Below are 14,907 nucleotides of genomic sequence, written 5' to 3' on the forward strand. Positions count from 1 at the left end.
GCCTTTCTGGGCCTCGTGCCGATACTGAAAGAGTCAGGTACATCGGTGAAGCTGCGATCCCATCTTTCCAAGGCAGGGGCGCCCAGTATCCGCCGGAAACTTTATATGGCCGCCGTCGTATCGACCCGCTGTAATCCTGACGTCAGCGAGCAATTTGCACGACTCAAAGCCCGTGGCAAGCCAACGTTGTCGGCGCTGGGGGCGGCTATGCGCAAATTGGTACATATCGCTTTCGGGGTGTTGAAGTCACAAAGCGAATATCGGCCGCAAGGGACATAAAGCCCCTTGCAGTTGGTATCGAGAGACGGTATCTACCACCCCGTCTTGCACGAGGTCTTGTAGGAGTTCGACTTGTCGGGCGATCAGGCTATCTATCGGTCATCACCTTCGGTGCTTCGATGATGGCTGATCGCGCAATGAATTGCGCTCTTACAACACCCATGCATTTCTGGTTCGTCCTGCTGTAATTGAGCCTTAGGTCGTACTCTGCTATTCTGCCATCCCATCCTGGTGTGGCTTTCTGCCGTGCCTTTTGATCACGTTTCGACAGGTTTTTCATGACACGATATATCTTCGTGACCGGCGGCGTTGTGTCCTCTCTCGGCAAGGGCATCGCGTCGGCCTCGCTGGCGGCGATTCTCGAGGCGCGCGGCCTTAAGGTCACCATGCTCAAGCTCGACCCCTACATCAACGTCGACCCGGGCACTATGAGTCCCTTCCAGCATGGCGAGGTATTTGTCACCGAGGATGGTGCCGAAACCGATCTGGACTTGGGTCATTACGAACGCTTCATTCGTACCAAGATGACCCAGGGCAACAACTTCACTACTGGGCGGGTGTACGAACACGTGCTGCGCAAAGAGCGCCGTGGTGATTACCTGGGCGGTACCGTGCAGGTCATTCCGCATATCACCGATGAAATCAAACAGCGTGTTTATGCCGGTGGCGAAGGCTTTGACGTCGCACTGGTGGAAATCGGCGGTACGGTGGGCGATATCGAATCGCTGCCTTTCCTGGAGTCGATCCGCCAGATTCGTAGTGAGCAGGGCGCCAACCGTGCGCTGTTCATGCACCTGACGTTGGTGCCCTACATCAAAACGGCGGGCGAAACCAAAACCAAGCCAACCCAGCACAGTGTTAAAGAGCTTCGCTCCATCGGTATCCAGCCGGATATTCTGATCTGCCGCAGCGAGGTCGAGTTGGAAGAGAGCGAGCGCCGCAAAATCGCCCTATTCACCAACGTGGAAGAGCGCGCGGTCGTGCCGTTGCAGGATGCCGATACGATCTATCGCATCCCGCTGATGCTCCACGAGCATGGCTTGGACGATATCGTCTGCGACAAGCTGCGCCTGGAAGCCCCCGAAGCCGACCTGTCCGAATGGGTGAAAGTCCTTGATGCCAAGCTTAACCCGCTGAAGTCGGTGAGCATCGCCATGGTCGGCAAGTACATGGAGCTCCTGGACGCCTACAAATCGCTCAACGAAGCGCTGACGCATGCTGGCATTCAAGGGCGTATCAAGGTCAACATCGACTTCATCGACTCCGAAGACATCGAGCGCCACGGTGCCGAGCGCTTGGCGGGTAAAGATGCCATTCTAGTGCCGGGTGGCTTTGGCGAGCGCGGCGTGGAAGGCAAAATCATGACCGCGCAGTTTGCCCGCGAAAACAAAGTGCCTTACCTGGGTATCTGCCTAGGCATGCAGGTGGCGGTGATTGAGTTCGCACGCAACGTGGCCGGCTGGCCGGACGCCAACTCCACCGAGTTCACCCACAACACCCAACACCCCGTGGTCGGCCTGATCACCGAGTGGCTCAACGCGGAAGGCAAGATCGAACTGCGCGACGCCGCCTCCGATTTGGGTGGCACCATGCGCCTGGGTGGTCAGGTGTGCCACCTTGCGTCAGGCAGTAAGGCCCGTGCGGCGTACGGTGCCGACGAAATCGTTGAGCGTCATCGCCACCGTTATGAGGTCAACAACCAGTTTATCGACGAGCTGGAAGAGGCCGGGTTGGTCATCTCGGGCAAGAGCGTCGATCAGTCCCTGGTTGAAATGGTCGAATTGGCGGATCATCCTTGGTACGTCGCCTGCCAATTCCACCCGGAATTCACCTCAACGCCGCGCGATGGTCACCCGCTGTTCTCAGGCTTCATCAACGCGGCCGTAGAACATAAAGCCGCGCGTACCCGTGCTCACGCCGCACCGCATGAATAAAACAGGGGGAAGCGATCATGTCTTCTCAAGCTGCTAATGCAGAGCGTCATATCAACGTTGCCGGCCTAACCGCCGGCAATTCTTTGCCACTGATGTTACTGGGTGGCATGAACGTGCTCGAGTCGGCTGAGATAGCCGACGAAGTAGCAAGCGCCTACGTTAGCGTGACGCAAAAGCTGGGCATGCCGTACGTGTTTAAAGCGAGTTTCGATAAGGCGAACCGCAGCTCTATCCATTCCTATCGCGGCCCGGGGCTGGAAAAAGGCCTGCAGATCCTGGCGGATATCAAGGCCCGCCATGGCGTGCCGATTATCACCGATGTGCACGAACCCTGGCAGGCGGCGCCTGCGGCGGAGGTGGCCGATATTATTCAACTGCCGGCTTTCTTGGCACGCCAGACTGATCTGGTGGTGGCCATGGCTAAAACGGGCGCGGCGGTTAATATCAAAAAGCCACAGTTTTTAGCGCCTCACGAAATGCGCCATATCCTCAGCAAGTTTCAGGAAGCGGGCAATGATCGCTTGATGCTCTGCGAGCGTGGCTCTAGCTTTGGCTATAACAACCTGATTGTGGATATGCTCGGGGTTGGCGATATGAAGCAGACCGGCTACCCAGTATTCTTTGACGTCACCCATGCACTTCAGCGCCCGGGTGGCCGAGCCGACAGCGCCGATGGCCGTCGCGCGCAAGTAGCCGAGTTGGCCCGCGCTGGCGTCGCGGTTGGCTTGGCGGGCTTGTTTTTGGAAGCCCACCCGGATCCGGATAACGCCAAGTGCGATGGTCCCTGTGCATTACCGCTGGATCAGTTGGAGCCGTTTCTCACCCAGATTGTGCAGCTCGATACGCTGGTTAAAGGCTTTACACCGCTGGCCATTCGTTGATAGCGGTGTAAAACGCGATACGCTAGACCTTCATTAGACTGACAAATAAGGACACTGCTATGACCAAAATTGTTGATATCCGCGCATTGGAAGTGCTCGATTCACGGGGCAACCCCACCGTACAAGCGAGCGTTCGTTTAGCCAGCGGTGCGGTAGGCGACGCCTGTGCCCCCAGCGGTGCCTCGACGGGCTCGCGGGAAGCGCTGGAGTTGCGTGATGGCGACAAAGCGCGCTACCTCGGCAAGGGCGTGCTCAAAGCAGTGGACGCGGTCAATGGCAAAATTCGTGAGGCATTGCTGGGCATGGATGCGCGTGACCAGCGCGGGCTGGATGACGCCATGCTGACACTGGATGGCACGGATAATAAAGCCAACCTGGGTGCTAACGCGATTCTCGCTGTTTCGCTCGCGGCTGCCAAAGCGGCCGCTAACGCCAAAGGCGTGCCGCTTTATGCGCACATCGCCGAGCTATACGGCCAACCCGGCCAGTACCTCATGCCGGTGCCGATGATGAATATCCTAAACGGTGGCGAGCACGCCGATAACAACGTCGATATTCAAGAGTTTATGGTGCAGCCGGTGGGCGCGCCCAACTTCCGTGAAGGCCTGCGCATGGGCGCTGAAATTTTCCACGCCTTGAAAAAGGTGCTGTCAGCCAAAGGGCTTTCCACCTCGGTAGGTGATGAAGGCGGTTTTGCGCCTAACCTGGCCTCCAATGCCGATGCCCTTGCGATTATCAAGCAAGCCGTCGCCGATGCAGGCTATGCCCTGGGTAAAGATGTGACGCTGGCACTCGACTGCGCCTCGTCGGAATTCTACAAAGACGGCCAGTACAACCTGTCAGGCGAAGGCAAAAGCTACGACGCCGAAGGCTTTGCCGATTACCTGGCGGGCCTGAGCGCCGATTACCCGATTGTGTCTATCGAAGATGGCATGGACGAGTCGGATTGGGACGGCTGGAAAGCGCTCACCGATAAGCTAGGCGATAAGGTTCAACTGGTCGGCGATGACCTTTTTGTGACCAATACCAAAATCCTCAAGCGCGGCATTGATGAGCAGATTGGTAACTCCATCCTGATCAAGTTCAACCAAATTGGCTCGCTATCGGAAACCCTCGATGCGATTAAAATGGCCCAGGACGCTGGCTTTACCGCGGTGATTTCCCACCGCAGTGGTGAAACCGAAGATACCACCATTGCCGATCTGGCGGTGGGCACCTGCGCGGGTCAGATCAAAACCGGTTCGCTTTGCCGCTCTGACCGCGTTGCCAAATATAATCGCCTGCTAGTGATCGAGGACGAATTGGGCGACGTTCGCTATCCTGGAATTGCCGCGATTAAAGGCCAGTAAGGACAAAATCGAGGTTGCCTTGTAAGAGATGTCTCAAAATTTTGTAAGAGATCTCTTACAAATGCCGTCGAAAATCGCTCTTTGTGGGTAAGAAAAATAGAAATTATTGACGGATATAAAGTTAACTATCTGTTTTTATTTTATTTTTAGAAAAGGGCGGGCCGCCAAGGTTCGCCCTTTGTCGTTTTTGACCGCCTTGTGATGGCTTGGCGTTCTGCCACAATGCGTATTAAGGACAAGGGGGCAAGGATGCTCTCAAGCAGGATGCAACAACGGGATGCAGGTTGGTGCGCTGGGTGACACAGCGATGTGAGACCCTGGCAAGGACAGCACCAAAGGAAGTTGACACAGGGAGTGGTCAGAGGAAGTGCTTGGAGCGGGCGGCCTACGGGTCGCCTTTTTTTGTGTCTATGGATATAACAAGTTAATCGTGGCACATAAAAAAACCAGCGCATTCGCTGGTTTCTAAAAGCCTACGTGGCTTAATGGCGGCTCGGTTAAACGAGGCCATACCATGTTTAGCGCTCGAGTTTTTCGAGCTTGCCGCTTTTGCCGTCCCATTCTTCGGCATCGGGCAGTGGGTCTTTTTTCTCGGCAATGTTCGGCCATACCTCCGACAGTTCAGCGTTGATCTCGATAAACTGCTCCTGCCCATCGGGCAGTTCATCTTCGGAGTAAATCGCCTCGGCGGGGCACTCCGGCTCACACAGCGCGCAGTCGATACACTCGTCCGGGTGAATCACCAGAAAATTCGGGCCTTCGTAAAAACAGTCGACTGGGCAGACCTCGACACAGTCAGTGTATTTGCATTGGATGCAGTTCTCGGTAACGACAAACGTCATCTTGCTATCCCTCTTGCGGGACCAAGGGGACGCCCTTGGTCGTGGTCAATCGTGAATGGTTATAAATCAGCTGTTTTTTATAAGCTAAAAAGTATGGGCGACATTCTAGAGGTGCCCTCACGCGGCGGCAAGCATCGCGGCGCTGTTCTAATGCGTCGATTAGAGCATTTCGCGCCATTGATACAGTAGATCCAGTGCTTCCCGGGGCGATAAACCATCCACATCAGCATGTTCCAGCGCTTCCACGATAGGGTGGGGTGCGCTGGCGAATAAGTCATTTTGTTGGGGAGCAGTGTGTTGTGATGACGGCATCTGGCGCTGCTCCTCTACGTCGCGCTGCTCTAAAGTGACAAGCTTTTCGCGTGCCCGCTGAATGACGTGAGCGGGAACCCCTGCCAGCTGTGCGACTTGTAAGCCGTAGCTTTGACTGGCGGGGCCGGCTTCAATCCGGTGCATAAACACGATGTTGTCACCGTGTTCGGTGGCGGTTAAATGAATGTTCGCCACTCCGTCGGCCTGGTCGGGTAGCCCGGTCATTTCAAAGTAGTGGGTCGCGAAGAGCGTTAGCGCGCGTGCCTGGGCTAAGTGCTCGGCACTAGCCCAGGCCAGCGAGAGGCCGTCGAAGGTGCTGGTGCCGCGGCCGATTTCGTCCATCAACACTAGGCTGTGCTCGGTCGCATTGTGCAGGATATTGGCGGTTTCGGTCATTTCGACCATGAACGTCGAACGACCGCCGGCCAAGTCATCCGACGAGCCGATACGCGTAAAGATGCGGTCAACAGGGCCTATCTCAGCGGCATCGGCCGGGACAAAGCTACCGCTGTGGGCCAATAGCGCAATCAGTGCGGTTTGGCGCATATAGGTCGACTTACCGCCCATGTTCGGCCCGGTGATAATCAGCATGTGCTGCTCGGGGGTGAGCGTCACATCGTTGGGTATGAAGGGATGGTCGCTAACCTGTTCGACCACCGGATGGCGACCGGCCTGGATAGTCAGGCCGGTGGACTCAACCAGGGTGGGTCGCACCCAGTTAAGCGCTTCAGCGCGCTCGCTAAAGGCGCACAGCACATCCAGCTCGGCGAGCGCCTGAGAGGTGCGCTGCAGTGCGTTGAGCTCTTCATTCAGCTCGTTAAGGAGCTGGTCGTAGAGCCACTTTTCACGGGAAAGCGAGCGGGATTTTGCCGACAGCGCTTTATCCTCGAACTCTTTTAGCTCGGGGATGATAAACCGCTCGGCATTTTTTAGCGTTTGCCGCCGAATGTAATCCACCGGAGCCTGTTGGGCTTGAGCGCGGGGCAGCTCGATAAAGTAGCCGTGGACGCGATTGTAGCCGACTTTCAAATTAGCAAGGCCGGTGCGTTCCCGCTCGCGTACTTCCAGCTGTACCAGATAATCGCCGGCGTTTTCGGCGAGACCGCGATGCTCATCCAGCTCAGCGTCGTACCCCGGGGCGATCACCCCGCCGTCGCGGATCACCACCGGGGGGTTATCGACCAGCGCCCGCTGCAGCGTGTCGGCTATCGCCGGGTAAGGCCGAATATGCGGGCGTAGGCTATCCAGCAAACTGCCCTCTTCAACGTCGCTTAGCTGCTGCTCCAGGGCGGGCAGCGTGGTCAGTGCATCGCGCAGGCGTGCCAAATCGCGAGGCCGAGCGCTGTATAGCGCGACCCGGGCCAGGATGCGCTCGACGTCGCCAACGTCGCTTAAGGTGTCGCGCATCGTCAGGTAGCGGGCATCAAGGCTTAAGAGCGCCACGCCTGCCTGGCGGCCCTGGATGATATCGCGTTGGCGCAACGGTCGATTGAGCCAACGCTTTAACAAGCGGGAACCCATTGCCGTGGTGCAGGTATCCAGCACGCTGGCCAGCGTATTATCGGTGGTGCCGCCTAGGTTGAGGTCGATTTCCAGGTTGCGCCGGCTGGCGGCATCAATGACCACGGCATCGTCACGGTTCTCAACGCTAATCGCGGTGACGTGGGGCAGGCGTGAGCGCTGGGTATCGCGCGCGTAGTCAATCAGCACGCCGGCAGCGACCAACGCCGTGTTGAGGTGGGCGCAGCCGAAGCCGCGTAGATCTTGTACCTCGAACTGGTCGCACAAACTGCGCGTCGCGCTCTGTAAGTCGAACAGCCACTCGCCCTGGCGGCGCAGGCTGCGCGTTTGCGACCAGGTGTCCGGTAGGGTTAGGCTCTCGGGAACAAGGAGCTCCGCTGGCGACAGGCGAGTTAACTCGGCCAGCATTTCGGCTTCGCTATCGACTTCGAGTACGCTAAAGCGCCCGCTGGAAAGTTCCAGCCAAGCCAGCCCCCAGCGATCGCTGCCGGGTGCCAATGCCACCAGCACGTTGTCGCGGCGGGCATCCAGTAGCGCTTCGTCGTGCAGCGTTCCCGGTGTCACAATACGCACAACTTGACGATCGACGGGCCCTTTGCTGGTCGCCGGGTCACCAATTTGCTCGCAAATGGCCACCGACTCGCCCGCGGCGACCAGGCGTGCTAAATACCCTTCGGCGCTATGGTAGGGCACGCCCGCCATGGGGATAGGCTGGCCGCCTGATTGACCTCGCTGGGTTAGGGTGATGTCCAATAGCCCGGCGGCGCGTTTTGCATCATCAAAAAACAGCTCGTAAAAATCACCCATTCGGTAAAACAGCAGTACCTCAGGGTGTTCGCGTTTGATGTTTAAGTATTGCGCGATCATGGGCGTGTGCGCGGGGCTGGCCTGTGACATGGGCGTCCTAATTGAGCGTGGCGCAAGCGTGGCTTGCAGCATGTTCGTTGGGCAATTTCGTTGAGCAATTTCTTTGAGAAAGCTAAACGCAGTATTCTACGCTGAATTGACGACGCACATGAAGGAGCGACCATGTCACCCAGTGTCTCGAGTTTAATGAACCTGGATTTGTCTATACTGGCCCAGCGCCTGGGGCGGCTTTGCCAGCAGGCCAAGGTTGAAGTCACCGCCGCCGAGTCATGCACCGGTGGTGGTATTGCCAGTGCGATCACCTCGGTGACGGGTAGCTCGGCGTATTTTACGACTGGGTATGTCACCTACGCCAATGCCGCCAAAACACGCCTGCTAGGCGTCCCGGAAACCACGCTGGAGACCCATGGTGCCGTCAGCGACGCGGTGGTTAAGGCGATGGTGGCGGGGGCCTGTCGTGAAAGCGGTGCTGGGCTCGCCGTGGCGGTCAGCGGCGTGGCGGGCCCCGACGGAGGAAGTGAAGACAAGCCTGTGGGCACGGTCTGGGTGGCATGGGGCGACACCCTCAGCCAGCAAGCCGAGCGGTTTCATTTTCCTGGCGACCGTCAGGCGGTGCGCGAGCAAGCCGTGCGGCAGGCGCTGGCAGGCTTGGTCGCGCGTTTGGCGGAACAAGTCGATAACGCGAGCGCGAAATAATCGCTCGAAACACTGGTTGAGGATTTGTTTAACGGCTAATCTTTGGCATACTACTGGCTAATTATACAGCTTCTGATGAGGATTAACTGAATGGCTCAGGATGATAATCGCACCAAAGCGCTTAACGCTGCGCTTACCCAAATTGATCGCCAGTTTGGTAAAGGCACGGTCATGCGTTTGGGCGATGCCCCCCGCGTTGTAATGCCGTCGGTGTCCACGGGGTCGCTGGGTTTGGATATCGCCCTGGGTATCGGGGGGCTACCCTATGGTCGGGTGTGTGAAATCTTTGGCCCGGAATCATCGGGTAAAACGACCCTGACCCTGTCGGTCATTGCCCAGGCGCAAAAACAAGGCAAAGTGTGTGCCTTCGTTGATGCCGAGCACGCTTTGGATCCCAGCTACGCTGAAAAACTCGGCGTCAATCTGGACGACCTGCTGGTGTCGCAGCCGGATACCGGTGAGCAAGCGTTGGAAATCACCGACATGCTGGTGCGCTCGGGCGGCGTCGACGTCATTATCATTGACTCGGTCGCCGCGTTAACGCCGCGCGCTGAGATCGAAGGTGAAATGGGCGATGCCCACGTTGGCCTTCAGGCGCGTTTGATGTCCCAGGCGCTGCGTAAAATTAGCGGCAATATTAAAAATGCCAACTGCCTTGTCGTGTTCATCAACCAGATCCGTATGAAGATCGGCGTGATGTTTGGCAGCCCCGAAACCACCACCGGGGGTAACGCGCTGAAATTTTACGCCAGCGTACGTTTGGATATCCGCCGTACCGGCTCGGTGAAGTCGGGTGATGAAGTCACCGGTAATGAAACCCGCGTAAAAGTGGTCAAAAATAAAGTGGCGCCGCCGTTCCGTCAGGCCGAGTTCCAAATTCTCTACGGCAAAGGCATCTACCACGCCGGGGAAGTCGTCGACTTGGGCGTACAGCAGAACCTCGTTGATAAAGCGGGTGCCTGGTACAGCTACAAAGGCAAAAAGATTGGTCAGGGTAAAGCCAATGCGGCCCAGTACCTGGAAGAGCATCCTGAAATCATGGAAGAGATCGAAAGCCAGGTGCGCGCCCAGTTGCTTGCCCAGCCCAACCCGAAAAAAGAAGACGCTTCTAAGGCGGAAGCACCCGTTGACGCCGATGCTGATACCGAAGACGATCTGCTCTAATCTGTTAGAGGCCGCATGTTTTCATCGTCTCGTGATGCCACACCTCGGGATGTGGCGATTCAACTGCTGGCTCGGCGCGAATACGCGCGTGCTGAGCTGGCGCGTAAACTCGAACACAAAGCGTTTGCCGCTGAAGACATCGACGCCTGCTTAGAGGCACTGGTTGAACAAGGGCTACAGTCGGACGCGCGATTTGCCGAAAGTTTTATCCGCTCGCGGATTCACCGGGGGCAGGGTGTTATCCGCATTAAAGGCGAATTACGCCAGCGTGGGATCGACCAAGAGACATCAGCGGCGGCGTTTGCCGTTGTCGAAGAGCGTGAGGCGGTCGATTGGTTTGAGCTCGCCCGTGAGGCCTTGGCGCGTCGCTTTTCATCCCCTGGTGCTACCCCCCAAGAGCGCGCCAAGCGGGAGCGTTTTCTCGCCAGCCGTGGGTTTGATTTCGACCAAATTCGCTACGCGTTATCCTGCCTATAGACCCCCTTCTGATGCCCATACGCAATTGCTTTGGATGTCTATGCCACTAACTGCGGCTTTAGTCGTTTGACAACTGCGCTATAATGGCTTTTTTTGCGACCCCAGAGGGTAGCGGCGATAGCGCCCTGGGGCATCACGATTTATTGTTACGGATACCCTATGAAGAGCGCAGAGATCAGGCAGGCTTTTTTATCTTTCTTCGAAGATCAAGGGCACACCATTGTGCCCACCAGCTCACTGGTGCCGGGCAACGACCCAACGCTGCTGTTTACCAACGCGGGAATGGTGCCGTTTAAAGATGTGTTTCTTGGCCGTGACCCACGCTCCTACGTGCGGGCGACCTCGGCGCAGCGATGCGTTCGGGCAGGCGGTAAGCACAATGATCTGGATAACGTCGGCTACACTGCGCGCCACCACACCTTCTTTGAAATGCTGGGTAACTTCAGCTTTGGCGATTACTTCAAGCGTGATGCCATCCGTTTCGCCTGGACGTTTCTGACCGACACGCTGGGCCTACCCAAAGAAAAATTGTGGGTTACCGTGCATATCAGCGACGATGAAGCCGAACGTATCTGGAAAGATGAGATCGGCATCGACCCTGAGCGCTTTTCCAAGCTCGATGAAGATAACTTTTGGCAGATGGGCGACACCGGCCCTTGTGGGCCCAGTTCCGAGATCTTCTTTGACCACGGCCCAGAGGTGTGGGGTGGCCCTCCCGGCAGCCCTGAAGAGGATGGTGACCGTTATATCGAAATTTGGAACCTGGTGTTCATGCAGTTTGATCGCGACGCCGAAGGCACGCTTAATCCGCTGCCCAAACCGTCGATTGATACGGGTATGGGTCTAGAGCGTGTAGCGGCCGTGATGCAGGGCGTGCACTCGAACTATGAGATCGATCTGTTCCAAAACTTACTCGACGCGGCTGCCAAGGCAACCGGACACGCTGACACCCAGTCGCCGTCGCTGCGCGTGATCGCCGACCACATCCGTTCCTGCGCTTTTTTGATTGCCGATGGCGTACTGCCGTCCAATGAAGGCCGTGGCTATGTACTGCGCCGTATCATTCGCCGGGCGATTCGCCATGGCCACAAGCTGGGGGCTACCGAGCCGTTCTTCCACAAACTGGTCGACGCCCTGGATGCCGAGATGGGCGACGCCTATCCCGAACTGCGCGAGGCGCGCGGCCAAATCGCCCGTGTATTGCTGAAGGAAGAAGAGCAGTTCGCCCGCACCCTAGATCACGGCATGGGGCTTCTCAACGCCGCGCTCGATGAACTGGAAGGCGATGTCCTACCCGGCGAGACGGTCTTTAAACTCTACGATACTTATGGGTTCCCCTACGACTTAACCGCTGATGTCTGCCGCGAGCGCGAAGTCACCCTCGACGAAGCAGCCTTCCATCGCGAACTGGAAGCGCAGCGCGAGCGTGCCCGCGCGGCCAGCCAGTTTGGGGCGGATTACAGTGCCTCCATTGAGCTTGACGGCGAAACCACCTTTACCGGCTATGATCGTCTGGAAGACCAGTCTAGCGTTACCGCGCTGGTCGACACGGAAGGCAACGAACTGGTCGCGCTGGAAGCCGGCCAAAAGGGCACCGTAGTGTTGGATCGCACGCCGTTCTACGGCGAGTCGGGCGGTCAGGTTGGCGATACTGGTTATTTATATGTCGATGGCGGCCGTTTTCAGGTCACCGACACCCAAAAACAAAGCGGCCATCACCTGCACCAGGGCATCATGGTCGAGGGCTCCCTTAGTGTGGGGGCCGGCGTGCGTGGCGAGGTCGATGCCAGCCTGCGCACGGCAACGATCCGCAATCACTCAGCGACGCACCTGCTGCATAAGGCGTTGCGCATGGTGCTGGGCGATCACGTTCAGCAGAAAGGCTCTCTGGTGAACGCCGAGCGGCTGCGCTTCGATTTCAGCCACTTCGAACCCATGACGGCAGAGCAGTTGGCGGAAGTCGAGCGGCTAGTCAACGAGCAAATTCTGGCCAATGCGCCGACCAAAATCGAGCAAATGAGCCTGGATCAAGCCAAGGCCAAGGGGGCTGCTGCCCTGTTTGAAGCCAAATACGCCGACAATGTTCGCGTGTTGACCATTGGAGCAGACGATTTCTCCATCGAGCTATGCGGCGGCACTCACGTGGCGCGCAGCGGTGACATCGGTTGCTGTCACGTGGTCAACGAAGTGGGTATCGCCTCCGGCGTACGCCGTATCGAAGCGATTACCGGTGAAAACGCCCTGGCGTATTTCCGTGAGCAAGAAGCCCGCGTCCAGCGCCTGGGTGAGCGGTTGAAAACCAAACCCGAGCAGGTCGAAGCGCGGGTCGAGTCGCTGGTGGAGCGTAATCGTAGTCTGGAAAAAGAGCTTGAACAGTTAAAATCCAAGCTTGCCAGCGCCGCGGGTAGCGATATGCTCAGTCAGGTACAAGACGTTAACGGCGTTAAATTGCTTGCGACCCAACTGGACGGCGTGTCAGGCAAAGAGCTTCGCGACGTACTCGACCAGCTGAAAAACAAGCTGGGCTCGGGGGTTGTCATCCTCGGCGTTGCCGACCAAGCGGCTGGTAAAGTTAGCTTGGTCGCGGGCGTCACCAAAGACCTCACCGGGCGAGTGAAGGCCGGTGAGCTGGTCAACCATGTTGCCTCGCAGGTGGGCGGTAAAGGCGGGGGTCGCCCGGATATGGCGCAGGCAGGCGGTAGTCAGCCCGATGCATTGCCCGGCGCGTTGAGCAGTGTCCCGGCATGGTTGGAAAACACGCTTAGCTAAATAGAAAGGCCGGTGGCATTATTTGCTATCGGCCTTTCGTTTATTGGTAATACAGGATTTTACTTTCCATTCCCCATACATTTCCAAAACATAGGAAAAACGGCATATGGCATTATACGTACAGAAGTTCGGCGGTACCTCGGTGGGCTCTGTCGACCGTATCAAGGCCGTGGCGGAAAAGGTCAAAGGTTTCCGTGACCAAGGTCACCAAGTGGTGGTGGTGGTCTCTGCGATGAGCGGCGAAACCAACCGCCTGACGGAAATGGCGAACGCGCTAAACGAGGATCCGGCGCCACGCGAAATGGACATGCTGCTGTCGACCGGCGAGCAGGTAACGATTTCGCTGTTGGCGATGGCGCTGCAGCAGGCCGGCGTGGCCGCGACGTCACATACCGGTGCACAGGTAGGTATTCACACCGATAGCGCCTACACCAAGGCGCGTATTCAGCGCATTGAAACTGAAGACCTGAAAGCCGATTTGGACGCAGGCCAAGTGGTGGTGGTCGCGGGCTTCCAGGGCGTTGACGAGGACGGCAACATTACCACGCTCGGTCGTGGTGGCTCGGATACTACCGGCGTGGCGCTGGCGGCGGCGCTAGGCGCTGATGAGTGCCAGATTTACACCGATGTTGACGGCGTTTATACCACCGACCCCCGTGTTTGCTCCAAGGCGCAGCGCCTGTCAAACATTACCGTCGAAGAAATGCTTGAGCTTTCAAGCCTGGGCTCAAAAATACTGCAAATTCGTGCGGTCGAGTTTGCCGGTAAATACAACGTTCCCCTGCGGGTGCTGTCTAGCTTTGAAGACGGCCCCGGTACCCTAATTGTTGCAGAAGCAGATAAAGACGAGGACTCCATGGAAGAACCGCTGATTTCCGGTATCGCCTTCACTAAAAACGAAGCCAAATTGACCCTGCTTAATACCCCTGACGTGCCAGGCGTCGCCTCGCGTATTCTCGGTCCGATCGCTGATGCCAATATCGAAGTCGATATGATCGTGCAGAACGTGGCACCCGCAGGGGATTACACCGACTTCACCTTTACCGTGGCCAAAGGTGACTATAAGGCCACCAAAAAACTGCTCGAAGAAACGGTGATTCCCGGTCTGGGCGGCGGTGAGCTGCGCGGTGATGATAACATCGCGAAAGTATCGCTGGTGGGGGTCGGTATGCGTTCCCACGCTGGTGTCGCTTCTAAGATGTTCCGCGTACTGGCCGATGAGAATGTTAATATCCGTATGGTTTCCACCTCAGAAATTAAAATTTCGGTGGTGATTGATGAAAAACATATGGAACTGGCCGTCAATGCCTTACATAAAGCATTCGGTTTGGATAAATCAGATATCGAATCTGAATAACATCCGTGCCTTAAATCTTCTACGCTGATAAGAGTACTTGCTGCCTTATGGTGGTGAGCTTTCATTCAACGGGAAATTAAGGTGTCATGGAACCAGTGTCGTTGGTGGCAAGGGGCACCATGCCGCATAATGGCAGGGTGCCGCTTCTGGCGGACACATCCCGTTGTACAAAACGTCTGAGAAGGAGATCAGCCATGCTCATCCTAACTCGCCGAGTCGGCGAAACGCTGATGATCGGTGATGAAATCACCGTCACAGTGCTAGGAGTGAAAGGTAACCAAGTACGTATTGGCGTCAATGCGCCAAAAGACGTGGCGGTTCACCGTGAAGAGATTTATCAGCGTATTCAGCGTGAGCGAAGCGGTGAAAGCGAAACGGAGTGATCCATGGCCGGCTATTCAACGAAGCCGTCACATGCCCGTAAGGTAAGAGCGGTGCGAAAAAAATCCGAACAGGGCC

The 14,907-nt window shown here is 57.0% G+C and carries 12 protein-coding genes; 10 read left to right on the forward strand and 2 right to left on the reverse strand.

Annotated elements, in window-relative coordinates; all coding sequences use genetic code 11:
* The 4 genes from BLR97_RS09440 to eno all read left to right on the forward strand — a co-directional run.
* Nucleotides 1-279 (forward strand): transposase (locus tag BLR97_RS09440; protein ID WP_139172927.1); only part of this gene is annotated, 279 nt, incomplete at its 5' end.
* A 278-nt stretch (nt 280-557) separates the two neighbouring features.
* The gene (locus tag BLR97_RS09450; RefSeq protein WP_089705472.1) at nt 558-2,213 is read left to right on the forward strand and encodes a CTP synthase; all 1,656 of its coding nucleotides are present in this window, start codon (nt 558-560) and stop codon (nt 2,211-2,213) included.
* Between the two features lie 17 nt (nt 2,214-2,230).
* Nucleotides 2,231-3,094 carry a 3-deoxy-8-phosphooctulonate synthase gene (gene kdsA, locus BLR97_RS09455; protein WP_089705476.1) on the forward strand — a complete coding sequence of 288 codons (864 nt, stop codon included), beginning with the start codon at nt 2,231-2,233 and terminating at the stop codon, nt 3,092-3,094.
* Between the two features lie 59 nt (nt 3,095-3,153).
* Entirely contained in the window at nt 3,154-4,443 is a 1,290-nt protein-coding gene (gene eno / locus BLR97_RS09460) for a phosphopyruvate hydratase (RefSeq protein WP_089705479.1), read from the forward strand.
* A 518-nt stretch (nt 4,444-4,961) separates the two neighbouring features.
* On the opposite strand, the gene fdxA is transcribed toward eno, so the two are convergent.
* Together fdxA and mutS are read right to left on the reverse strand one after the other, a co-directional pair.
* Nucleotides 4,962-5,285, reverse strand: a complete 324-nt coding sequence (gene fdxA / locus BLR97_RS09465; RefSeq protein WP_089705481.1) for a ferredoxin FdxA — start codon at nt 5,283-5,285, stop codon at nt 4,962-4,964.
* Nucleotides 5,286-5,444: 159 nt separating this feature from the next.
* Nucleotides 5,445-8,015 carry a DNA mismatch repair protein MutS gene (gene mutS / locus BLR97_RS09470; protein ID WP_089705483.1) on the reverse strand — a complete coding sequence of 857 codons (2,571 nt, stop codon included), beginning with the start codon at nt 8,013-8,015 and terminating at the stop codon, nt 5,445-5,447.
* Between the two features lie 132 nt (nt 8,016-8,147).
* Here mutS and BLR97_RS09475 point away from each other — a divergent pair, with 132 nt between their 5' ends.
* The 6 genes from BLR97_RS09475 (at nt 8,148) to csrA (ending at nt 14,831) form a co-directional block, all read left to right on the forward strand.
* Complete coding sequence (locus BLR97_RS09475) at nt 8,148-8,681, forward strand: CinA family protein (RefSeq protein WP_089705486.1); 534 nt, start codon at nt 8,148-8,150, stop codon at nt 8,679-8,681.
* A gap of 90 nt (nt 8,682-8,771) precedes the next feature.
* Nucleotides 8,772-9,845, forward strand: a complete 1,074-nt coding sequence (gene recA / locus BLR97_RS09480) for a recombinase RecA (protein WP_089705488.1) — start codon at nt 8,772-8,774, stop codon at nt 9,843-9,845.
* A gap of 15 nt (nt 9,846-9,860) precedes the next feature.
* Complete coding sequence (locus BLR97_RS09485; protein WP_089705491.1) at nt 9,861-10,322, forward strand: regulatory protein RecX; 462 nt, start codon at nt 9,861-9,863, stop codon at nt 10,320-10,322.
* Between the two features lie 159 nt (nt 10,323-10,481).
* Entirely contained in the window at nt 10,482-13,091 is a 2,610-nt protein-coding gene (alaS, locus tag BLR97_RS09490) for an alanine--tRNA ligase (RefSeq protein WP_089705494.1), read from the forward strand.
* A 106-nt stretch (nt 13,092-13,197) separates the two neighbouring features.
* Complete coding sequence (locus BLR97_RS09495) at nt 13,198-14,448, forward strand: aspartate kinase (protein WP_089705497.1); 1,251 nt, start codon at nt 13,198-13,200, stop codon at nt 14,446-14,448.
* 194 nt (nt 14,449-14,642) lie between these two features.
* Nucleotides 14,643-14,831: a carbon storage regulator CsrA gene (gene csrA / locus BLR97_RS09500; RefSeq protein WP_089705500.1), complete on the forward strand. Its 189-nt coding sequence runs from the start codon at nt 14,643-14,645 to the stop codon at nt 14,829-14,831.
* Nucleotides 14,832-14,907 lie beyond the last annotated feature (76 nt).

Source organism: Vreelandella arcis, assembly GCF_900103865.1.
GTDB lineage: Bacteria > Pseudomonadota > Gammaproteobacteria > Pseudomonadales > Halomonadaceae > Vreelandella > Vreelandella arcis.

What these genes read in the sequence shown, in the direction of transcription:
- BLR97_RS09450 (WP_089705472.1), top strand. Translation starts at nt 558, where the DNA reads ATGACACGATATATCTTCGTGACCGGCGGCGTTGTGTCCTCTCTCGGC.
- kdsA (WP_089705476.1), top strand. Translation starts at nt 2,231, where the DNA reads ATGTCTTCTCAAGCTGCTAATGCAGAGCGTCATATCAACGTTGCCGGC.
- eno (WP_089705479.1), top strand. Translation starts at nt 3,154, where the DNA reads ATGACCAAAATTGTTGATATCCGCGCATTGGAAGTGCTCGATTCACGG.
- fdxA (WP_089705481.1), bottom strand. Translation starts at nt 5,285, where the DNA reads ATGACGTTTGTCGTTACCGAGAACTGCATCCAATGCAAATACACTGAC.
- mutS (WP_089705483.1), bottom strand. Translation starts at nt 8,015, where the DNA reads ATGTCACAGGCCAGCCCCGCGCACACGCCCATGATCGCGCAATACTTA.
- BLR97_RS09475 (WP_089705486.1), top strand. Translation starts at nt 8,148, where the DNA reads ATGTCACCCAGTGTCTCGAGTTTAATGAACCTGGATTTGTCTATACTG.
- recA (WP_089705488.1), top strand. Translation starts at nt 8,772, where the DNA reads ATGGCTCAGGATGATAATCGCACCAAAGCGCTTAACGCTGCGCTTACC.
- BLR97_RS09485 (WP_089705491.1), top strand. Translation starts at nt 9,861, where the DNA reads ATGTTTTCATCGTCTCGTGATGCCACACCTCGGGATGTGGCGATTCAA.
- alaS (WP_089705494.1), top strand. Translation starts at nt 10,482, where the DNA reads ATGAAGAGCGCAGAGATCAGGCAGGCTTTTTTATCTTTCTTCGAAGAT.
- BLR97_RS09495 (WP_089705497.1), top strand. Translation starts at nt 13,198, where the DNA reads ATGGCATTATACGTACAGAAGTTCGGCGGTACCTCGGTGGGCTCTGTC.
- csrA (WP_089705500.1), top strand. Translation starts at nt 14,643, where the DNA reads ATGCTCATCCTAACTCGCCGAGTCGGCGAAACGCTGATGATCGGTGAT.